Below are 21,858 nucleotides of genomic sequence, written 5' to 3'. Positions count from 1 at the left end.
CGCGCGGAGGAGCACGATGGAAATTGAGATGAAGATCCGGGGGCTCATGGTCGACCCCTCGACCAATATGCCCATCGTTTTGCTGAAGGATCCGGCAGGCGAAACGCTGCTGCCGATCTGGGTAGGTCTGTACGAAGCAAACGCGATCGCACTTGAGGTGGAGAAGTCGCAGGCGCCGCGTCCGCTCACGCACGACCTGCTGAAAAACCTGATCAACGGCTTGAATGCCCGCGTGCAACGTGTTGTTGTAACAGAACTTAAGAACGACACCTTCTATGCCGTCATCTGGATGGAGCAGGACGGCGAGACCATCTCGCTCGATGCCCGCCCGTCGGATGCGCTTGCGCTTGCGCTCCGCGCGGACTGCCCGATCTTCGTCGATGAAGAGGTACTGCACGCAGCCAAAATTCTGCCTAATCCGGCGGAGCAGGCGTCCTCCCAGGACGTCCGCCGCTGGCTTGAAGGGCTGAACGACGAAGACCTCGGCCGCTACAAAATGTAATTTTCCGCGGCACGGAATTCATGATGAAAGTGCTTATCTTTGGAGCCACGGGAATGGTCGGGCAGGGAGTGGTCCGTGCCTGCCTCGCCGATCAGAGCGTCAAGCTTGTTGAGACGATCGGCCGCAACCCGCTGAACCTGCAGCATCCCAAGCTGCGCGAACTTCTGCGCAGCGACCTCTTTCACTACGACGATATCGAAGACAGGCTGCGTGGTTTCGACGCGTGCCTCTTCTGCCTGGGTTTGTCCTCATTCGGCGTGAAGGAAGATGCATACACCCGAATTACTTACGACCTGACCATGGCGGCAGCACGGATACTAGCCAGGCTAAATCCCGGGATGACGTTTCTTTACATATCCGGCGCACACACCGACAGTACAGAAAAGGGCAAGTCCATGTGGGCTCGCGTGAAAGGCCGCACGGAGAACGCCCTGTTGCAGCTGCCATTCACTGCTTACATGTTTCGGCCAGGAGCTATGCAGCCTGTTCCTGGAACCCGATCGAAAACATGGGCATACAACCTGCTCTATTTGCCGCTCAAACCGCTCTTTCCGCTGCTCCGGCGGATGTTTCCGAACCACGTATTCACGACCGAAGAGATTGGCCGGGCAATGCTGGCCGTGGCTCGCGATGGGTATGAGAAGCGCATTCTTGAAACCCTGGATATCCGGCGCGTGCTTGGTTAGGGAAGCCGTTTATTCAGGATTTGCGGCCCGGCGTGTACGATACGCCGACACCTTGTGCCGATTGCCGCAAACGTTCATGCTGCACCAGCGGCGGCGGTGGCTCTTCGTCCGGTCGTAAAACCATAGAATGCAGCCTTCCCCTTCGCAGTGGCGGACGAGCTGGAAGTCGGCGGTTGCAATGAACTCGGCAATCGACTCGGCCAAAGGCGCCAGGATCCGCGCAGCGACCTCTCCCTGAAATTCCCGCCGTAAAACGATCCCGCCCTCGGGCGTTGCGACCAGTTGCAGGTGGCTGCTCGTTCCGGCCAAAAGCCGGTTCATGCTTTCCGTCGTAAGAGTCTCGCCAGCTTTGCGCTGCGCGATCAGGCCCCGGGCTGTCTCCCTCAGGTTGCGCGCGGCGTCTTTCAGCGTACTATGGGGCGACTCACCATCTGGAGAGCAGGGAAAGCCCGCTTGTTCGAGCCACTCCAGTACCTGACCGTCGGTCTGAAGAAAATCGGTGCGCTGCCCCTCGACCATTGCTACCGTGTTCAGGAAATCAAGCACAGGGTGATCGGCCAGGAACAGGAAGCTCGGCGACTGCGAATTTTCCACAGAATTTGCCACACCCTTTTGAGTCGTTTTAACGGTTACCGGATTCTAATTGTATGTAACCGTTTAAATTAAATTTTAGGGTTACAGGTTTTAATCTGGAGGATGAAATGTCAAAGGCTGCTGTGAAGGTTTCGTATCGCAACGTCGAGGCGGATGGAGTGAAGGTTTTCTACCGGGAAGCGGGCGCGGCAGGGAAGCCGGTTGTGCTGCTGCTGCACGGGTATCCCACTTCGTCGCATATGTTCCGCCACCTGATCCCGGAGCTTGCCGCGGATTACCACGTCATCGCTCCAGACCTTCCGGGCTTTGGCTTTACCGAGGTGCCAGTAGACCGCGGCTACAAGTACAGCTTCGCCGCGATTGCGAAGACGATTGAGGCGTTTGTCGATGTCCTTGAACTGGAGAAGTTCGCTATCTACATATTCGACTACGGAGCTCCCACCGGCCTGCGCCTCGCATTGACGCATCCGGAGCGGGTGACGGCGATCATTTCGCAGAATGGCAATGCCTACGAGGAGGGGTTGGGAGACGCATGGAATCCCATCCAGAAGTACTGGCAGGATCCTTCAGAGGCGAACCGCAATGCGCTTCGCGAATTCCTGACGCTCGAGGGTACGAAGTGGCAATACGTTCATGGCGAGCCGAATCCTGAATCTGTCGCTCCGGAGTCATACACGCTCGACCAGGCGCTGCTGGACCGGCCTGGTAATAATGAGATTCAGCTCGATCTCTTCCTCGATTACGCCTCGAACGTGAAGCTCTACCCGGCGTTTCAGAAGTATTTTCGTGAGAATCAGCCGCCGCTGCTCGCAGTGTGGGGAAAGAACGATGTCTTCTTCATTCCTCCAGGAGCGGAGGCTTACAAGAAGGACATTCCGGGTGCGGTTGTGAAGTTCCTCGATGCGGGCCACTTCGCGCTTGAAAGCCACGGCGAGGAGATTGCAGCGGAGATCAAGGCATTTCTCGGCAAGGTGCTTTGAGAGGTGCAGCCTGGGCTACGCAGCCGGGACCAGTATCCGGTTGCGAAGCCTGGTGCGGCGCATGATCTGCTGCACAATCAGCTGGGCGATGATGGCGCCGGTCATATCGATGCAGACGTCGACCGGAGTGGCTGTGCGGCCGGGCAGAAAGCTCTGGTGAATTTCGTCGGCTGAGGCGACGATCAGGGTGCAGAGAAGCGCCAGCAGGGAAGCGTTGCGCCACATCGCCTTGCAGGCATCTTCGAGCGCCTGGAGACCCTTAACTTTTATCTTGAGCGTTGTCCGCCAGCCGTGAAAGAAGCAGAGGCTGGTCAGCCCGTAGCCGGTGAGGTGTCCACACTTGCGGATGAGGTGATGTACGGTCTCCCAGTGCTCGGGCGTGATTGGCCCGAAAAGCTTCACCCAGTAGGGATAGAGCCAGTAGCTGGTATTCGCGCCCGACATGACCGCGGTCGATTCCATCCGAATGACCAGGATGGCGATGGCAGCGGGCAGCCAGTTGAGGATACGGTGCGAAACGGACTGGCTCTTATCGGACATAACTAAATGATAGGCGGAAACTGCGGCGCTGCCGAATACGACTTTCGTTCGACAGCGCCGCAGTATTTACTTCGCGTTCCAACGGGTAACCGGGGTGACCGGCTTCACGCTGTCGTCGCGCCGCTTGGCGCTGGCGCGCCAGTAGTCCTGGTTCATGCGTGCAATGACTTCGAGCGGAATCTCCTTCGGGCATGCGGCGGTGCATTCGCCGATGTTGGTGCAGCTGCCGAAGTCCTCGGTGTTCATCTGGCCGACCATGCCGAGAGCGCGGCGCTCGGCTTCAATCTTGCCCTGGGGCAGTACGCCGAGGTGCGTGATCTTGGCTCCGGTGAAGAGCGCGGCCGAGGCGTTGGGGCAGGCGGCGACGCAGGCTCCGCAGCCGATGCAGGCGGCGGCATCCATGGCGCGGTCGGAAGTGTCCTTACCGATGAGGATGTCGTTGCCATCGGGTGCATTGCCGGTCGAGACGGAGATGTATCCGCCAGACTCGATGATGCGGTCGAGGGCGCGGCGATCGACCATGAGGTCCTTGATCATAGGGAAGGCGCCGGCGCGCCAGGGCTCGATAACCAGCTCTTCGCCGTCCTTGAAATGGCGCATGGTGAGCTGGCAGACCGTGGTCGCTCGCTGTGGGCCATGCGGGATGCCGTTGATCATGAACCCGCAGGAGCCGCAGATGCCTTCGCGGCAGTCGTGCTCGAAGGTGACCGGCTCTTCGCCGCGCTCGATCAGGGTTTCGTTGAGCACGTCGAGGCACTCGAGCATGGACATTTCGGGGTTCACGTCGTCCATGGAGTAGCTGACGAAGCTGCCCTTGTCGTTCCGATTCTTCTGCCGCCAGATCTTCAGTCTAAGTTTCATATCGATTTCTCAGTCAGTCGTCTTTATGGAACAGATTTCTGTTTCTGAACCTTAAAGAAAACCTACTTGTAGCTCCTCTGGCTGGGGTGAACGTAGTCGAACTCGAGTGGTTCCTTGTTCAGCTCAGGATGCTGGCCGGGGCCGTTGTAACCCCAGGCGGCAACATAGGAATAGTGTTCGTCGTCGCGCTGCGCTTCGCCCTCGGGGGTCTGGTATTCCTCGCGGAAGTGACCTCCGCAGCTCTCGTTGCGCTCGCGGGCGTCGACGCACATCAGGCGTCCCAGCTCGAAGAAATCGGCGACGCGGCCAGCCTTTTCGAGGCTCTGGTTGAGGTCGTCTCCGCTGCCGGGGACATTCACGTTCTGCCAGAACTCTTCGCGCAGGGCATCGATGAGGCCGATGGCCTTTTCGAGGCCTTCCGCGGTGCGGGACATGCCGCAGTACTCCCACATGATCTTGCCGAGCTCGCGGTGGAAGCTGTCGACGGTGCGCTTGCCCTTAATGGAGAGCAGCTTGTCGGTGATCTGCTTCACGTTGGCGACGGCTTGCTGCGCTTCGGGGTTGCTGCTATCGACCTTGGCGAACTTGTTCGAGGCGAGGTAGTGGCCGATGGTGTAGGGAATGACGAAGTAGCCGTCGGACAGGCCCTGCATCAGCGCGCTCGCGCCCAGGCGGTTCGCGCCGTGGTCGCTGAAATTGGCTTCGCCGAGAACGAAGAGGCCGGGGATGGTGCTCTGCAGGTGGTAATCGACCCAGAGGCCGCCCATGGTGTAGTGAATGGCCGGGTAGATGCGCATCGGAACCTTATATGGGTCTTCATCGGTGATGCGCTGATACATGTCGAAAAGATTTCCGTAGCGCTCGCGGATGACGTGCTCGCCGAGGCGCTTGATGGCGGCGGTGAAGTCGAGATAGACGCCGAGTCCGCTTTCGCCGACGCCGCGGCCTTCGTCGCAGACTGACTTCGCATTACGCGAGGCCACGTCGCGGGGCACGAGGTTGCCGAAGCTGGGGTAGCGGCGCTCGAGGTAGTAATCGCGCTCTTCCTCGGGAATCTGGTCGGGCTTGCGCTTGTCGCCCTTCTGCTTGGGAACCCAGATGCGTCCGTCATTGCGCAGCGACTCGGACATGAGCGTGAGCTTCGACTGGTAGTCGCCGGAGACGGGGATGCAGGTCGGGTGAATCTGCGTGTAGCAGGGGTTGGCGAAGAGCGCGCCGCGCTTGTGGGCGCGCCAGCTGGCGGTAACGTTCGATCCCTTGGCGTTGGTGGAGAGATAGTAGACGTTGCCGTAGCCGCCGGTGCCGAGGATGACTGCATCGGCGAAGTGCGTGGTGATTTCGCCGGTGACGAGGTGACGAACGACGATGCCGCGCGCCTTGCCGTCGATGACGATCAGGTCGAGCATCTCGGTGCGCGGATACATGGTCACGGTCTTCTCATGAATCTGGCGCTCGAGGGCCTGGTAGGCGCCGAGCAGCAGCTGCTGGCCTGTTTGGCCGCGTGCGTAGAAGGTGCGTGAAACCTGGGCTCCGCCGAAGGAGCGGTTAGTGAGCGCGCCGCCGTATTCGCGGGCGAAGGGAACACCCTGTGCAACGCACTGGTCGATGATGCTGACGCTGATCTGCGCGAGGCGATATACATTGGCTTCGCGGGCGCGGAAGTCGCCGCCCTTTACCGTGTCATAGAAGAGGCGATAAACGCTGTCGCCGTCGTTCTGGTAGTTCTTAGCGGCGTTGATGCCGCCCTGCGCGGCGATGGAGTGCGCGCGGCGGGGCGAATCCTGGAAGCAGAAACACTTGACGTTGTAGCCGAGCTCGCCGAGGGTCGCGGCAGCAGATGCACCGGCGAGTCCTGAGCCTACGACAATAATGGAGTGCTTGCGCTTGTTTGCCGGGTTGACCAGCTTCATGTCGAAGCGGGTCTTGTCCCATGCCTGTTCAATCGGTCCAGAGGGCAGTTTCGAGTCGAGTGTCATTTATTTCACGAACCCCGCAAGTACGCTGAGCGGAATGGAGATGTATCCGAGAGTGATGAGAAGCGCGAGAACCAGGGCCAGCTTTTTGAGCATGGGCGTGTGGCGGGGGTGGTTCAGCCCGATCGACTGGAACATGCTCCAGAAGCCGTGACGCAGGTGCAGGCCGAGCAGCGAAACGGCGAAGATGTACCATACCGAGACCCACCAGACCTGGAAGCCGGAGACGACGTTGTGGTAGACGTCACCCTCTATATAGGCTGCGCCGGGATGAATGTATCCGGCGGTCAGGTGAAGCAGGTGGAAGATGACGAAGGCCAGGATGATCGGGCCGCTCCAGTACATCGTCCGTGAAGCATAGGTGGAGTTGATGGACTTCTTGGCTGCGTACTCAACAGGGCGGGCCGCCTTGTTGCGCAGCGCGAGCTGCACAGTCGCGGTGATGTGAAGCCCGATGCAGAGTAACAGGATGATGCGGACCGGCCACAGGAGTTCGCCGAGGCTGTGGAGCAGGTTGCCGTAGGCGTTGAGCTTGGCGGGGCCTTCGAAGACCTGGAGATTGCCGGCGAGGTGACCGATGATGAAGGCGAACATGACGGCTCCGGTGACCGCCATGACGACTTTCTTACCGTTGGTGGATTGCCAGAAGCCTGGCGCGCGGTTTTCGCGCAGGCCGACCGCAGTGGTGCTCATCGCGTCTCCCTAACCTTCTGAAAATGAATCTGTTGCCGAACTCGCACTCGGGCGCTCCCGTTTACCGCGCAGGTGATTGTCAAGAGCAGCCGGGGATCGCCAAGGCTGCATGGTGGCGGTTGAACCAGTGGAAGAGTCAACAACCATTATTGGTTTTTGAGGGTAGGAGCGTCAAGGAATGGAGATGAAGGCGGTTCTACAACCTGTCCCATTATGGGGTTTGTGGCGGGGGTGCGGCCATGGGCCCGTTGGGCCATACCGTAGCGACCCGGCGGTTAAAGTCCTGGCGTTCTGAAGGGTTCTCACAAAAATGCCTGGAAGGGTCATTGATAGAGTTGCGGATATTCGCTGCCACTCCGTTAAGTGAAGACCGGTCGTTAAATTTGCCGTATGTGTTCACGTCGGAAATGTAACGGTCAAGATTTGCCTTCTGATCCGCTGAGATGGGCCATCCGCAGGAACTGGCAGCCAGCGAAACGTAAACGGCGGTGATGAGTTCCTCGTTGAACTCACGGGTGGACTTCATGGTCGTGATCGCGGATGGAATCTCTTTGGTGCGAACCGGCGCCAATGTGTGATCGTCGTAAAGGGTGCCGATCTGTTGAAACGAGGCTTTGTTCAAAACGATGACTCGCGCGATCGTTCCATCGTAGGCGAATACCTTGGCGTTTGTTTCCTGAGGATTCTGCTTGAGGTGAACATCCACGGCCAGGACAATGTCGCGCTGGGCAGCGTTAACGCTGTCAATATATCTGCGCGCGTCGGCTTCGCTCATGGGTAATTCGCCAAAGCTCATTGGCTGCACGGTGACCGTATAGGATGCAGGTAAAGACGCATTCGCTCCCAAGCGCATTAACGCGCTGTAAGCGACCGGACACGACGTTTCCAGCGATATACGATTGACGTCGGCTCTCTGAGTGCCGGAGATCTCGAGCGTCTTACTCTTGTCACTCACGAGAATAGGGAAGGCCTTCCGGCTTACGTCGTACTCTCCCAAGACCAAAGTTTTTAGAGTCGGGTCGTATCCGCCCGCAGCGCGTCCCCAGATCAGCTCGCCCCTCGTGTTGCCGCGGAACATCAGCAATCCTGCCGTATCGGGCAAGCCGGAAAGAATCTCTGGCGCTTTCGCGCTGTAGAACCGCGCTAACTCCGGATAATCCAGTTCGTCTTGCAGAGAGCGCTGTACAGCCGAATCACGACAGTTGTTGACCGCAATGAAGTATTGCATGACAGGCTTTTGTTCGAGCAGGGCCGGAGCAGAGCGCATGGCATTCAGATCGAAACGGAGTGTGGCGTTCTCCAGTCGATCGAGGTCGTCCACATGCAGAATGCCGCGACCGGATTGCCCACCCGGTTGTGGTTCGGCTGCTGGCTGAGAATCCGATGTAACAACAGCTGCTGGTTTGGCAGGTGAGGAGTTTGATATTCCGGCCTTGGCGGAAGTTTGATTTTTAGAAGCGGACTGATCGTACAGCGCTTTTTCACCCCCTTGATTCTTCCATGCCTGAAACGACTGCTTCAGCTTGTCTGCTGCGTCGCCAGTTATGGTAGGAATCATGGTCAGCGTTCCGTTCATGGCGAGGATCGTTCCGATCACATGACCATCCGAGTCAAGCACCTGTGCCATCTGATTTCCAGGCAGGAAGTTGAACGTATATACATCCCATTTGATTTCCGTGAACGGAGAAGAGCGCGCTGGCTTTCCTATCTGTGCGTACTGTAGCGATGGCAGCAATAGTCCAACGCCGATTGCAACGACGCAGTACCCGCAAGAGGAAATGCGAAACATGGCAGGGATAGACCTCATGCTTTCGAGAGTTCAGGTGATGGAAAGCGGGCCTTTTTTGCACCTACACTCTATCCGAACTACCTGTTCGTGTACACGGCTAAACGAAGAATTACCCTCCCTCTGAATCTCGCAACAGGTAGGTTCAACGGGGCTGAGAGAAGCGCAACGTTTCGAGCATGCTTAAGGTCAGACTGAGCTGCAAGCGCCATTAGCAGCGCTGCGAGTTATGCCTTACCGCTCATTCGGGCGGCTTGACACTTAATAAATTGCTTTGGTAACGTCCTCGCCGGGTTGTAACTGCGAGATTCGCCGCCGGTTGTTAGTAGAACAAGGCGCATTTTGTTGCAGCCGCAAACGAAATCTTTGATTTCGGTGTTGTAGGAGGCTTACATGCGCGTCGTTATCCGGAACGCCAGCGTTCTGCTGGTGTTGTTGTGCCTGATTATTGTCCCAAGACTCGCGGCGCAGGCTGTCAGCGGAACCATTGTCGGAACGGTGACCGATCCATCCGGTGCGGCAATCGCAAACGCCCAAGTGAAGATTCTCCGCGTGGGCCAGGATGCAACCTACAGCACGGCAACCAATGAGAGCGGTAACTTCACGCAGCCGACGCTGCCCTCCGGCGAATACACCATGACCGTTGTGGCGCAGGGTTTCAAGACGGAGGCGCGGCAGAATATCAACGTCGCGACAAACGTCACCACGCGCGTTGATGTGCAGATGACGACGGGCAGCGTAAATGAAACTGTCACGGTTACAACTGCTCCGCCGCAGCTCCAGACCGATCGTGCTGACATATCCGCGACGCTCGAAGCGCACCAGATCAGCAATCTACCGCTGTCGAGTGGAAACAGCTTTCAATCGCTGCTGAATGTCGTTCCCGGCATGGCTCCGGTTACGTTCAACAACTCACAGTTCTTCAATGCCAACAACGATCTTTCGACGAATGCCAATGGGCAGTCCTCGTATGTGAATCTTTACCAGATCGAGGGTATCGACGACGATCAGCGCACCGGCATTCATATCATCCTGGTGCCCCCGGCAGCGGCCATTCAGAACGTGGACATCACGACCAACAACTTCGAGGCGGAGTTTGGACGCGCTGTAGGCACGGTTGTGAATGTCACGCTGAAGTCAGGCACCAACCAATTCCACGGCTCAGTCTTTCAGCAGATGGAAAACAACGGCGTGAATGCCCGCAACTATTTCGCCACCGGACCCAACGGAAGGCTGGTGTACAACTACACCGGTGGTTCAATCGGCGGCCCGATCCTGCGCAACAAGCTGTTTTTCTTCGGTGATCTGCTGCGTACTTCAGACCATGAAGAGACGACAAGCAATGCGACTATTCCTTTCTACAACGTGGTGAATAATGCACTAGATCTGAGCGCCTATTCTGGCCAGATATACGATCCGAACACGGGCAACGCAGCCGCGTGCAGCGGAGCGACGAGCAGCAGTTGCGGCGCGGGTCGCGTGGCCTTTGCGAATAACCAGATCCCGTTGACAAATGCGGGAATCAGTCCGATCTCGCTTAAGGTTCTGCAAAGCCTCGATGCCATTGCACGCGACCCCTCGCAGAACCTTGCTTCGGCTCGCTACGCTGCTGGCGCGACCACGAACAACTTCTCGCAGAACTCGCCGTTTCATAAAGACACCTGGAGCTACGACATCAAGTCGGACTACAACATCAGTCCCAAAGACCACTTGAGCGGGCGATTCAGCCACCAGTTGATCGATACCTACCAGGCGCCGTCTTTCGGCTCGTTCCTGGGCGGCCCTGCCGGCGGCGGTTTTGAAGCGACCGGTACCGCAACCGCGTACAGTGCGGGTGGGAACTATGACCATACGTTCTCCCCGACGTTGTTAACCGAGGTTCGTGTGGGCGTCGCGCACCTGCGCAACTCCGCGACGCAGAATGACTACGGCTCGAACGATGCCCGCACGCTCGGCATTCCCGGCAATGGTCCTAACGGTACGAACAACACGCCGACAACCAGCGGTCAGATCGCAATTGTTGTGAATAACAACAGCACTAACTTCTCGTCCCCCCTGATCGGGTATTCTCCATCGTTGCCGTGGCTTCGCGGAGAATCGAACATCGATGTCGCGAATAACTGGACGAAGATCCTCGGCAATCACACGATCAAGGCAGGCGCGGATATTCGCCGCGTGCGCGACGATCTTCTGCAGGGCAACAACAATGCCGCGGCGGGCCAGTTTTACTTCAGCGAGAATCAGACTTCGGCGCCAGGAGCGACAGCGTTCAACGGCTCGGTGACGGGGCAGGCGAACGATATCGCCAGCATCCTGTTCGATGTTCCTTACCAGGTGGGTCAGGACACGAACAGTACTTTCCCGGCCTATCGCCAGAACTGGCTGTTTTTCTTTGTCGCGGATAAGTGGCAGGTTACGCCGAAGCTGACCATGGATCTCGGGTTGAGGTGGGAGCTGTATCCGCCGGCCACGCCGCGCAAGGCGGGCGGATACGTGAATTACGATCCCGCGGCGAACAATCTTGTCATGGCCGGTGTCGATGGCAATCCGTCGGACCTTGGCATGCAGACAAACTATCGCAACTTTGCGCCACGCGTCGGTCTCTCGTATCGCGCGAGCCAGAACACGGTGGTGCGCGCCGGTTACGGCATCAGCTATGTGCCGTTCGTCGATAACTCGTACGCGTATAACTATCCGATCAAGACCAGTACGTATTACACCTTTACGCCGACCTATGGACCGGCTCTGAATCCCGCTGGTGGAGTGGTGAACTTTGTGACCGGCATTCCGGCCACTCCGACAGCGCAGTTCAGCAGCAACGGAACGTTGTTTGAGACGGCTGCGAACGGCACCATCGGGCTTGCGAACCTCTACATCCCCCTCGACTTCAAGAATGCCTATGTCTCCTCGTGGAACGTAGCGTTGCAGCAGGCGCTGGGTGCGAATACCTCGCTGCAGATTGCGTATGTGGCCAACCATGGAACCCGCATCGACGTAGCACAGAACATCAACCAGCCTCGCGTGTATGGGCAGAGCGCTGCCTACGATCCGCTGAATGTCGCATTCGGTAAGACGGCTGCCGTTACGCAATACTTCATGGGCACGTCCACTAACTATGAGTCGCTCCAGGTGCAGTTGACGCGGCGGTTTACGAATGGACTAGCCTTTATGTCCGCCTTTACATGGGGCAAGGCGCAGGGCTATGTAACAGGTGCGCAGGACGGGAATGTGTTGTTCTGGGCCGGGCCGATGCGACGGAATTACTCCGTCGTCGATTTTGATCGCACGCGTAACTTCGAGCAGACTCTGACCTATGAACTGCCTGCGGGGCGCGGTCATCGTTATTTCGGTTCCGGTTTTTCGCAGTATGTCCTCGGCGGATGGAAGACCTCGGTGATTCTTTCGGCACTCTCGGGCTTGCCGTTCACCATCTCGACGACAAGTGCAACACCGGGAACAACCCAGACCGTGAACGAAACAGGCTCTTATTCCGTGACGCATAAGGTGAGCGGCGCGGGCAATGTGCGGTGGTTCAATCCTTCGGCGTTCTCTGCTCCGGCTACATGCACGGCTTATTCCGCGACAAACCAGGCTCCTTGCGTCGTGGGCGATACGCAGCGCAACCAGTTTCGTGGACCGGGGTATTTCTACGACAGCCTTTCGCTCTTCAAAAGCTTTCCCATCTGGCACGAGATTCCTCTTGAGGTACGCGGCGATGCGTTCAACCTGACTAATACTCCGGCATTTGGATTGCCCAACTCTACACTCGGTTCGAACCTGGGCAGGATCACCGGCACACTGGGTTCGGGCGTAGGCAATGTGAACGGCGTGGGTGGGCCGCGCGTTCTGCAGGCGGGCGTCAAAGTGGTCTTCTGATGTGCTGCTGTTCGCGACATCGCGCGGCGTTGCGTTAGAGTCGGATGTAGATGGCAACGAACAAGCTTCTCTACATCGCAACTTCCAATCCGGGCAAGCTGCGCGACTTCGCGTGGGCCGCGCAATCCATCAACGCCGATGTGCGTCTCGAACCGCTTCCCGGACTTCGCGAGATTACGGCCCCGCCTGAAGACGAACCTTCATTCATGGGTAATGCGAGGACAAAGGCCGAGTACTACAGCAGCTTCGCGCCGGGGGAGATCGTCCTGGCAGATGACTCAGGTCTCGAGGTCGATGCACTGGGAGGAGATCCAGGCGTGCGCTCGGCGCGCTTTGCCGATGATGCCGCTTTCGCTGCGCACCTGCCCACGGATGAACGGAACAACTGCTACCTGCTGGAGAGATTGAAAACCGTTGGTCCGGCACCGTTTGCGGCGCGCTACCACTGTGCGCTGGTTGCGGCTGTCGATGGCCGGCTTGTTCACTCCGCCGATGGAGCGGTTGAAGGGGAGATTGTTTCCACTCCTAGAGGAACCGCGGGTTTCGGTTACGATCCCTTGTTTTATCTGCCGCAGGAGAAGAAGACGATGGCCGAGATCGATCCGGATACGCGTCTGCGTCTCAGCCATCGGGGCCAGGCTTTGCGTAATCTTCTTGCGCTGCTCTGAACGCGCCATCTACTTCAATAGGGGCTGACGGCTCTCGAGAGTGAGCAGTGTTTCCTTGGTGTCGAGGCCGCCAGCGAATCCAGTCAACTTGCCGGTTGAGCCGATCACGCGATGACAAGGAACGATGATTGAAACGGGATTGCGTCCATTTGCTGCTCCAACCGCCCGGCTGGCCGTAGGGCTTCCAAGCTGCGAGGCCAGTTGACCGTAACTGCGTGTTTCGCCAAATGGAATACCCAGCAAAGCCTCCCAGACGTTTTTCTGGAATGCTGTGCCGCGCATGTCTAAAGGGATTGAGAATTCTTCGCGCGTGCCTGCGAAATACTCCTGGAGTTGCTTTTCAGCTTTGGCAAGGATTCTGTGCCCAGGATCTTCCTGCGAATCTTCGAGGCGAACCCGTTTGGGCGAGTCGTTTTCCCATAATACGGCGACCAGCCCTTTATCGCTTGCTACGAGCCTCAGCTTTCCTACTGGAGAATCCACGTACTTATGTACGAGCATGCTGTCATCCTTTCGTGTGTTGCTTATTTCAATCGAGATCGGCTGCCCATAGATGTTGTGCAGCGTAGGCTCGCCAGGGACTCCATTGATCAGACCGCTGCAAAAGTTGCTTCGACGTTAGCGGTTCGTTGAAGGCCTTGCGCGCGCCGCGAAGGATGCCGATGTCGGCAGCAGGGAAGGCATCGGTTTCGCGCATAGCTCGCAATGCGATGTATTGTGCTGTCCATTCGCCTATTCCGTAAGTGGCGCGCAGGCGACTGACTGCCTCGTTCAAATCGCCGCTCGAAGTGAGCAGTGAAGCATCTGCATTTACTGCCGAGGCGATAGCCTGCAACGTCTTCACACGCGATGCAGGCATATTCATCGAAAACGCTGGCGCAGTTGCGATGGCGCGCGCCGAGGGAAAGACATGTGTCAGCGCTTCGTGCATTTTGTTGGTTGCCTTCATCTCTGTGCCGTATGCAAGCGCAAGTTTGCCTGCGAGGATGCGCGCTGCGGCGACGCTGATCTGCTGGCCCAGTACGGCTCTCACCGCGAGTTCAAAGCGGTCCCAGCTTCCCGGCACGCGCAGGCCGGCCCGGCGAGCGACGAGCCTGGACATGGCGCGATCGCGCGAAAGATGTTCGTTGATTACATCGATGTTCGCATCCACATCGAACATGTTGCGTACCCGGTTCACGATCGCAGGCAACGCCTGTACAGCCGGAAAGCGAATGGAGACGCCGAGGCTGTTCTTACGCGGCAGGTGCCGGATGCGGATCGTGCCGACCTGTCCATCGAGTTCGACGGTGCGATGGTATGCATCACGCTCGACCAGCTCCACACCCGGTATGGCACGTGCAGCGAAGAAGGCCAGCATCGATTCCCAGTCATAGGGAGGACGATAGCGTATCTGCAGCGTCACTTCGCCTTCGGACGCGGCGAGATCGCGGCCAGCCTGGCGTCGCAGCGTGGTGGGAGGACGATGATAGAGCTTCTGAAAGACCTCGTTGAAGCGACGCAGGCTGTTAAATCCGGAGGCGAGCGCAACTTCGGTCATGGGCAGCTTCGTATCGTGAATCAACTGCTTGGCGAAGAGCACTCGCCGCGTCTGCGCAACGGACAGGGGAGAAGTGCCGAGGTGTTCAAGGAACAGTCTCCTTAGCTGCCTCTCGCCTACACCGACCCGTATGGCCAGCCTGTCAACGGTCTGGTCGTCGCCATCGAGGGCTCCCTCGGCGATCATGGCCATTGCCCGCGAAACAGTATTCGAAGTCCCTTTCCATGCTGCAAGTTGAGGAGCTGTCTCCGGTCTGCAGCGCAGGCAGGGACGATAGCCGGCGTCCTGCGCGGCGGCGGCCGAGCTGTAGAAGGTGCAGTTTTCGAACTTCGGTGTGCGCGCCGGGCAGACCGGACGGCAGTAAATTCCGGTGGATTTGACAGCGACGTAGATCAGGCCGTCAAAGCGAGCGTCATGACTCTCGAGAGCCTTGTAAGCAATCGCGTTGGAGGGCATGGCCATGGAAATAGTCTGCCACGGCGCGGGGCCAAAAACTCGCGGTTTTCGGACGTGTCCATTTAAAGCCGGATTTCACGAGCGCAGATCTACAGCCAATCCCGCAGATGAAAATGATGCTCGTGTTTTTCCATGTCGATGCGCTTGCCTGAAAAGGTTACGCCTTCCATGCGGAGTCTCCGGCGCTGCTCCCGCTCGGCTTCCTGCTTTAGCTTGATCTCTCCACCGGCACCCACGACGCGGTGCCAGGGAATATTGTCAACGGGCTCGTGCCGCAACAGGCGAGCTACGGCTCGGTGGTAGAGCGGATAACCTGCAGCCGCTGCAACATGACCATAGGTGCTTACTTTGCCTGCGGGGATCGAGAGAATCGCGCGCCGAAAGGCTTCGTCCCGCGCGTCGTTGGGCTTGATTCCATCGGCGAGAATCTGGCGGTCAAGCTTTCTTCTCCGGTCGGAATGGGTGTCAGCCATTGAATGGGCAGTTCTCTTCATGACTGTTTGATACCTTTCGCCAGGGGAAGTTTCCGCAGATATCAGGCATCGAATTCTAACGAAAAAGATGAGGCGGTGCGGTAGCTGCTTTTGTTCCGCAAGGAAGCGGGTTACGCGCGAGTGATGTTTACGGGCCTTTCGAGATCGAAGGCGAGCGGGCAGCTTTCGCAACGCGGTTTGGGGCCGCAGTGGAGCTTGCCGGCGTTCACGATCAGCGCATGGAACTCGTTGTAGTGCCCAGGGCGCTCGGCAGCCTTGTCACGGCGAAAGGATGAGACCGCTAACCGCTGAATCTCAGAATACTTCGCTTTGTCGTGGACGAGGCCATGACGGGTGACGATGCGGCGCAGGTATTCATCGACGACAAAGGCGGGCTGATGCAGTGCGTACAGCAGAATGGCATCGGCGGTTTCGGGGCCAACTCCGGGCAACGCCAGCAGCCGTTCGCGTGCTACCTCCGGAGAATCCGCCGCGAGTTTTTCAATAGAGCCGGAGTAGTGCTCATCGAGGAATGCGACAAAAGCTTTGAGAGCCGCAGCCTTGCGGATCATGTAGCCGGAAGGCCGGATGTGTTCGCGCAGGGTTTCGATGGGAACAGCACGGATGGCCTCGGCGGTCAGAAGATTATTCTTAACGAGGTTTTGAATGGAGCGCTCTACTCCGAGCCACGAAGTGTTCTGCGTGAGGTAGGCGCCTATAACGACTTCGAAAGGTGTTTGTGCAGGCCACCACTGTTGCGGACCGTAGGCGGCAAGCAGGCGATGATAGAGCCGTCGCAGCCGCGCCGCCGGCGTCATCACTTACTCTCGCTGTCACGGGCGGCACGCAGCTCGAGTTTCCAGCCGAGCACCTTGGCCTTTGTGGATTCGGCTTCCGCCTCGGGGATGCGTCCCTGGTGCTGATAAAGGATGGAGAGGCTGGTGTGCGCGAGCACGTCGTCCGGGTCTGCGGCGATGAGTGACTGGGCGACTTCGACGGCTTCGTCGTAACGCTTCGCGTGCTTGAGGGCGTGAATGAGTCCGTGGGAGGCGTCAGCAAAGGCGGGATCGGAGGCCAGGCTGTGGCGAAAGCCTTCAATAGCCCCTTCGATATCTCCATCCGCCATGCGGTCCACGGCCTGGTGATAGAGGGTTTCTGCTTCGCCCGTGTGCTGTGTGTCCATCTGCTTTCATGATAGACGGGTTGCAGCCGCTGCTCTACCTGGGTATAGACATCTCCGGGCTTGTGGCTGAAGTGTGTGGCAGCACAATGATGTCGACACGCCGGTTCTGGCCGCGGCCCTCTGCGGAGGTGTTGGCGGCGACGGGGTGGAACTCGCCGTAGCCGGCCGCGGAGAGACGCTGCGGAGCGAAGCGTTCCCGCTCGATGAAGAGGCGTGCCATCACTGTGGCGCGTGCTGCGGAGAGCTCCCAGTTCGAGGAATACTGCTCGGTGTGGATGGGCACATTGTCTGTATGACCCTCGATGCGGAGGTCGTACGGGGTAGGACGCAGCACGTCGACAATGGCGTCGATACTGCTCATGGCGCCGGGATGGGGAGCGGCCGAGCCGCTATCGAAAAAGCCCGCTTCGCGCAGAGAGATGACCAGGCCGTCGCGCCCGATGCGCAGGGCAACGACATGCTGCGCGATCTGGTTCGAGAGCCGGTTGTTCAGCTGCGTCTGCATGCGGTTGAAGTCGTGGCGAACGGCCTCGGGCGGAGGCTGGGAAAGCTCGTCGCCGAGCACGATGTTGACGGGGGCGGTCTCGTCTGGCGACTTCGTTATTCTCGCCTGCGAATTCGAGCCTGTTGTCTCGAAGACGCTGAGCGACTTGAATGCCTGATCGATAGCCTGCGCAAACTGGGCCTGCTTGTGCTTGTCCGCCTGCGAGCTGGCATAGAGCACGACAAAGAAAGCAAACATCAGCGTGATGAAGTCGGCGTAGGAGACGAGCCAGCGCTCATGGTTATGGCGCCTTTTGGGAGGCCGGCGTCTCATGCAACCCCTTCCGTAATGTCGATCGGGCTCTTCGCAAGATCCTGTTTCGCATTGAGAAAACTGCGCAGCTTGATTTCAACCATGCGTGGGTGCATGCCTTCGAGAATGGAGATGACTCCTTCAAGCTTCATCTCCTTCATCTGCTGCTCATCGCGCAGCCTGAGCCGCAGCTTGCCTGCCGCAGGCAGAAAGAGGAGGTTGGCGGCGGCAACGCCATAGATGGTAGCGACGAAGGCCACAGCAATGCCGCGCCCTACCTCGTCGATATGGTCGAGGTGCTGCATTACCTGGATCAATCCGAGGATGGCGCCGATGATGCCGATGGTTGGAGAGAATCCACCGGCGGACTCAAAGACCTCGGGGATTTTTTCGTCCAGCTCGGCCTGGTTGTCGATAGCGAACTCCATGATCCGGCGCAGTTCCGACGGCTCGGTGCCGTCAACGGCCAGCATGAGAGTCTGCCGGAAAAACGGATCGCGGATCGAGCCGAGGTCGGGGTCGAGCGAGACGATTCCGCTGCGGCGCGCCTTGTTCGCATAGGCCAGGATCTGCTTCACAACCATTTCCCCGTCGAGCGGCTCCGGAACGAAGAGGCGGGAGAGCGAGCGTACGGCCGCAAGAACGGTGCTCAGGGGGAATTGAAGCATCACCGCCCCCGCCGTGCCTCCAAAGACGATCAGGGCAGCGGTCGGTTGCAGAACCTGGCCAAAATGGCCGCCCTCGAGCAGAAGCCCGGCGATGACGCCGGCTGCGGCAATCAAAATTCCGATCAGGCTGCTGATATCGAGATTCATCCGGGTTACTCCTCGAAGCTTTTCTGCAGCGCCGCGGCCAGCTCCCGCGCATGCACCTCGGCAATGCCGTCCATGACTTCGCCGAGGCTTTCGCGCACCACGAGCTTTTCTCCGCCCAGAAGCGTAAGCGTGGTATCCGGGTTGGATTCCACATACTGGATCAGGTCATCGTTGACCGCCAGGACACTGCCGTTAAACCGTGTGAGCTGGATCATGAGTTTTTCCTATAGCGGTGTATCGGCAGGGGCGTAAAAAAGATGATCGCGGCGCGGACGTCGTTTTTCCATGCCGGACCATTATGGGAATGTGCCGGCATGGCGCGGCGATCCTGCAAGGGGATTCCGCACCCACGCACGCCACATGCCAAACCCCTTCGCCCCGATAAAGCCCCTTCCGGCAGCGCCGATGAATGCATTGTCCGACGGTTCCTTCCCCAGGCGACCCGGCCGGTGGCATCGCGCTCCGGTCCGGTACAGCGCCCAAGCAGGAACCCATCGACCGACCGCGGATCGCGTAACGCCGCAACACGAAGGAGCAAATCACATGTCTTTGGGTGTCCTGAATAACATCTCCGCCCTGTACGCGGAAAACAACCTGAACCAGACACAGGAGAGCCTGCAGAATACGCTGACGCAGCTTTCGTCGGGTTCGCGCATCAACTCCGGCGCAGACGATGCCGCTGGCCTGTCGCTGGCGAATGGCCTCGAAGCCTCCTCGACGGCGCTTTCGCAGTCTGCCTCGAATGCTTCTGAAGGTGTCGACTTCCTGTCGGTCGCCGATGGCGCCCTGTCGCAGGTCACCAGCCTGCTCAACCGCGCCGTGACCCTGGCCACTGAAGCCTCGAACGGCACGCTGAACGCTTCGCAGGAAGCGGCGACGCAGTCCGAGTATTCGAGCATCATGACCGAAATCTCGACCATCAACGGCAACACCGAATACAACGGCATCAATGTATTCAGCGACGCCGCGAACGTCTATACCTCCGACGGCACGGTCAACCAGTCCTACGCCACCACGGCGCTGGGCAGCACAAGCTCCGACTCGCTGAACCTCGGCTCCGCGGTTTATACCTCGGGTACGGTGGCGGCTGCCACGGCCGGCCAGGTAGGCAAGACTGACAGCTACGGCAACGCGATCGCTGCCAATGACAACGTTCTCACCTCGACCGATTCAAGCGGCAATGCCGTGAGCATCGACCTGACGGCAATGGGCGATACGACCACAGGCCTGGGAGCGCTCTCGAACTCAAACGCGGTTTCGATCAGCGGAAACAAGGCGGTTGCGGGTCAGATCCTCCAGACGACCGCGAACTCCGCGACCGGCACCGACCAGTATGGCGCCACCGTGGGTGCGGGCAACTACGTCTTCGCCGCCACCAGCAACGGCACGACGGTTTATACCAAGGGAACAGTCGCGGCGGCGAGCGATGCGCAGGTAGGCACGAAGGACGCCTCCGGCAACACGATTGCGACCGGCGATAATGTTCTTGCCACGACCGACTCCAACGGCAACGCCATCATGCTTGACCTGACGGCGATGGGCGACACCACGACCACCGGTTCGCTCTCGAACACGAATGCGGTCGCGATCACCGGCAACAAGGCGGTTGCGGGCTCCATCGCGCAAACGACGGGCACGCCGGCAACCGGCAGCGTCGACCAGTACGGCACGACGGTTGTGTCTGGCGACAACGTCTTCACCACGTCCAGCACCGCGGTTTACACCACGGGTAAAGTAGCCGCTGCGACGGCAACCGGAACCGACAGCAACGGCAACGCTATCGCCACCGGCGATAACGTTCTTTCGACGGTCGACTCCAACGGCAATGCCGTCACTCTCGACCTGACGGCGATGGGCGATACGACGACGGCCGTGGGTTCACTCTCGGCCAACAGCGCAGTTGCCGTCACCGGCAATGCAGCAGCTGCTGGTTCGGTGGCACAGGCAGCTGCCGCTGGTACCGACAGCTACGGCAACGCCGTAACGACCAGTGATTATGTCTTCACCGCAGCAGCTGGCGGCGGAAGCTATAACCTGGGCACAACGGCGCCCGGCGGCAGCTCGATCTACACCCAGGGAACGGTCGCCGCAGCGGCGGACGACCAGGTGGGCACGAAGGATGCCAACGGCAACACCATCGCAGCGGGCGACAACCTGCTCGCGGCGACCGATGCCAATGGCAAGGCCATCACTCTCGATCTGACCGCGATGGGCGATACGACCACGGCTGCCGGTGCTCTCTCCGACACCAACGCAGTTGCGGTAACCGGCAACCAGGCAGCTTCTGGCAGCGTTGCCCTGGCAACGGCGGCCGGAACGGATAGCTTCGGCAACAGCATCACGACCAGCGATTACGTGTTCACCAGCGGCACGGAAACCTACAACATGGGTACGACCGATCCGGCTCCTGCTGGTGCTCAGGTTTACACATCGGGTACTGTGGCGGCGGCGACAGGGACAGGGACGGATTCCAACGGCATTGCCATCGCTGCGGGAGACAATGTTCTCTCCACGACGAACGCCGCTGGCACCGCTATCACCCTGGATCTGACCAAGATGGGCGATACGACGACCACCGCGGGTGCTCTCTCCGACACCAAGGCGGTTGCTGTCACCGGAACCGGCGCAACTGCTACGGCAGCTGCAGGTGCGGTGGCGAAGGCTACGGCACCGGGAACCGATACCCTCGGCAATGCAGTTGCTGCCAACGACTATGTTTTCACCGCCACCACCGGCGGTGCGACATTCGACGCGGGCACGGCCGATCCGAGTGTGGGAGCGAAGGGTGTTAATGTCAGCCCTGTTTCCGACACGGTGACTGCGCCCGTCGCCCTGGTCGGCGGCGGTGCTACTGCTCCCGCGGTCGTAGGTCAGACCAGCGGCTCGGGAACCTACGACTTCGGAGCGAAGGCTACGGCTTCGGGTGCTTTCGCCGCCAGCGATACCGGCGCGGGAACCATCCAGCTGGGCAGCAAGGATCCGAGCACGGTTGCCAATGCAACCTACGCCGGAACCTCGCTCGACAGCACGGCCCAGGCAAAGATCGCGCTCGACGCCATCACGAACGCGATCTCGCAGGTCGCCTCCAGCCGCGGCGCAGAGGGTGCGGAAATCAACACCCTCACCGCCGTCGAAAACGTGCAGACCACGCAGTCGACCAACACCACCTCCGCGGAAAACGATGTAATGTCCACGGACTATGCCTCGGCGACCTCGAACCTTTCGAAGTACGAGATCCTCGAGCAGACCGGCATCAGCGCCCTGGCGCAGGCCAACAGCACCGAGCAGCTGGTCACCAAGCTGCTGCAGTAGCTCTGTTGCATCAGCGTAATCCTGTGGCGGGAGGCTTCGGCCTCCCGCCGTTTTCTTTGCGATGTTGTTCCTTAGGGCGTTCTTATCCGCGCATTCCTTTTACGGATTCCTGCTTGCAGGGATG

Annotated in this window: 20 protein-coding genes; 6 read left to right on the top strand and 14 right to left on the bottom strand. The window is 59.1% G+C overall.

Annotated elements, in window-relative coordinates:
* Positions 1–16 precede the first annotated feature (16 nt).
* Together LJD29_RS02335 and LJD29_RS02330 are read left to right on the top strand one after the other, a co-directional pair.
* Positions 17–502 (top strand): bifunctional nuclease family protein, encoded by a 486-nt coding sequence (locus LJD29_RS02335; RefSeq protein ID WP_446744148.1) that lies wholly within the window; start codon positions 17–19, stop codon positions 500–502.
* A 20-nt stretch (positions 503–522) separates the two neighbouring features.
* Complete coding sequence (locus tag LJD29_RS02330; protein WP_446744147.1) at positions 523–1,188, top strand: Rossmann-fold NAD(P)-binding domain-containing protein; 666 nt, start codon at positions 523–525, stop codon at positions 1,186–1,188.
* Positions 1,189–1,197: 9 nt separating this feature from the next.
* Here LJD29_RS02330 and LJD29_RS02325 read toward each other — a convergent pair whose 3' ends face one another.
* Positions 1,198–1,782 carry a CGNR zinc finger domain-containing protein gene (locus tag LJD29_RS02325; protein WP_446744146.1) on the bottom strand — a complete coding sequence of 195 codons (585 nt, stop codon included), beginning with the start codon at positions 1,780–1,782 and terminating at the stop codon, positions 1,198–1,200.
* A gap of 107 nt (positions 1,783–1,889) precedes the next feature.
* On the opposite strand from LJD29_RS02325, the gene LJD29_RS02320 reads away from it, so the two are divergent.
* Positions 1,890–2,762, top strand: coding sequence for an alpha/beta fold hydrolase (locus tag LJD29_RS02320; RefSeq protein WP_446744145.1), 873 nt, complete (start codon positions 1,890–1,892; stop codon positions 2,760–2,762).
* Positions 2,763–2,777: 15 nt separating this feature from the next.
* Here the strand turns inward: LJD29_RS02320 and LJD29_RS02315 are convergent, their stop codons facing one another.
* From LJD29_RS02315 to LJD29_RS02295, 5 genes are all read right to left on the bottom strand, one after another.
* Positions 2,778–3,302 carry a VanZ family protein gene (locus LJD29_RS02315; protein WP_446744144.1) on the bottom strand — a complete coding sequence of 175 codons (525 nt, stop codon included), beginning with the start codon at positions 3,300–3,302 and terminating at the stop codon, positions 2,778–2,780.
* A gap of 66 nt (positions 3,303–3,368) precedes the next feature.
* Positions 3,369–4,163, bottom strand: coding sequence for a succinate dehydrogenase/fumarate reductase iron-sulfur subunit (locus tag LJD29_RS02310; protein ID WP_446744143.1), 795 nt, complete (start codon positions 4,161–4,163; stop codon positions 3,369–3,371).
* 62 nt (positions 4,164–4,225) lie between these two features.
* Positions 4,226–6,139, bottom strand: a complete 1,914-nt coding sequence (locus LJD29_RS02305) for a fumarate reductase/succinate dehydrogenase flavoprotein subunit (protein WP_446744142.1) — start codon at positions 6,137–6,139, stop codon at positions 4,226–4,228.
* Positions 6,140–6,829, bottom strand: coding sequence for a succinate dehydrogenase cytochrome b subunit (locus tag LJD29_RS02300; protein ID WP_446744141.1), 690 nt, complete (start codon positions 6,827–6,829; stop codon positions 6,140–6,142).
* A gap of 211 nt (positions 6,830–7,040) precedes the next feature.
* Positions 7,041–8,456 (bottom strand): hypothetical protein, encoded by a 1,416-nt coding sequence (locus LJD29_RS02295; RefSeq protein ID WP_446744140.1) that lies wholly within the window; start codon positions 8,454–8,456, stop codon positions 7,041–7,043.
* Positions 8,457–9,008: 552 nt separating this feature from the next.
* Between LJD29_RS02295 and LJD29_RS02290 the strand changes: the two genes are divergently transcribed.
* The gene (locus LJD29_RS02290; protein WP_446744139.1) at positions 9,009–12,491 is read left to right on the top strand and encodes a TonB-dependent receptor domain-containing protein; all 3,483 of its coding nucleotides are present in this window, start codon (positions 9,009–9,011) and stop codon (positions 12,489–12,491) included.
* A 50-nt stretch (positions 12,492–12,541) separates the two neighbouring features.
* On the top strand, positions 12,542–13,159 hold the full coding sequence (locus LJD29_RS02285) for a non-canonical purine NTP pyrophosphatase (protein ID WP_446744138.1): 618 nt from the start codon (positions 12,542–12,544) through the stop codon (positions 13,157–13,159).
* A gap of 9 nt (positions 13,160–13,168) precedes the next feature.
* Here LJD29_RS02285 and LJD29_RS02280 read toward each other — a convergent pair whose 3' ends face one another.
* The 8 genes from LJD29_RS02280 to LJD29_RS02245 form a co-directional block, all read right to left on the bottom strand.
* A complete protein-coding gene (locus tag LJD29_RS02280; RefSeq protein WP_446744137.1) occupies positions 13,169–13,660 on the bottom strand; it encodes a methylated-DNA--[protein]-cysteine S-methyltransferase in 492 nt (163 codons plus the stop codon).
* 28 nt (positions 13,661–13,688) lie between these two features.
* A complete protein-coding gene (locus LJD29_RS02275) occupies positions 13,689–15,161 on the bottom strand; it encodes an AlkA N-terminal domain-containing protein (RefSeq protein ID WP_446744136.1) in 1,473 nt (490 codons plus the stop codon).
* A gap of 83 nt (positions 15,162–15,244) precedes the next feature.
* The gene (locus LJD29_RS02270; protein ID WP_446744135.1) at positions 15,245–15,628 is read right to left on the bottom strand and encodes an MGMT family protein; all 384 of its coding nucleotides are present in this window, start codon (positions 15,626–15,628) and stop codon (positions 15,245–15,247) included.
* A gap of 131 nt (positions 15,629–15,759) precedes the next feature.
* Positions 15,760–16,446 (bottom strand): endonuclease III domain-containing protein, encoded by a 687-nt coding sequence (locus LJD29_RS02265; RefSeq protein ID WP_446745863.1) that lies wholly within the window; start codon positions 16,444–16,446, stop codon positions 15,760–15,762.
* Positions 16,446–16,811: a tetratricopeptide repeat protein gene (locus LJD29_RS02260; protein ID WP_446744134.1), complete on the bottom strand. Its 366-nt coding sequence runs from the start codon at positions 16,809–16,811 to the stop codon at positions 16,446–16,448. Before LJD29_RS02260 ends, LJD29_RS02265 begins: the two co-directional genes overlap by 1 nt.
* 34 nt (positions 16,812–16,845) lie before the next feature.
* Positions 16,846–17,628, bottom strand: coding sequence for a flagellar motor protein MotB (locus tag LJD29_RS02255; protein ID WP_446744133.1), 783 nt, complete (start codon positions 17,626–17,628; stop codon positions 16,846–16,848).
* A complete protein-coding gene (locus LJD29_RS02250) occupies positions 17,625–18,422 on the bottom strand; it encodes a flagellar motor protein (RefSeq protein ID WP_446744132.1) in 798 nt (265 codons plus the stop codon). The genes LJD29_RS02255 and LJD29_RS02250 overlap by 4 nt, the downstream gene beginning before the upstream one ends.
* A 5-nt stretch (positions 18,423–18,427) precedes the next feature.
* The gene (locus LJD29_RS02245) at positions 18,428–18,637 is read right to left on the bottom strand and encodes a flagellar FlbD family protein (RefSeq protein ID WP_446744131.1); all 210 of its coding nucleotides are present in this window, start codon (positions 18,635–18,637) and stop codon (positions 18,428–18,430) included.
* Between the two features lie 328 nt (positions 18,638–18,965).
* Between LJD29_RS02245 and LJD29_RS02240 the strand changes: the two genes are divergently transcribed.
* Positions 18,966–21,734, top strand: coding sequence for a beta strand repeat-containing protein (locus tag LJD29_RS02240; protein ID WP_446744130.1), 2,769 nt, complete (start codon positions 18,966–18,968; stop codon positions 21,732–21,734).
* Positions 21,735–21,858 lie beyond the last annotated feature (124 nt).

The sequence above is a fragment of the Silvibacterium acidisoli genome (assembly GCA_022870745.1).
In the GTDB taxonomy this organism is placed as follows: domain Bacteria; phylum Acidobacteriota; class Terriglobia; order Terriglobales; family Acidobacteriaceae; genus Silvibacterium.
This window is presented reverse-complemented; position numbering and strand designations above follow the sequence as displayed.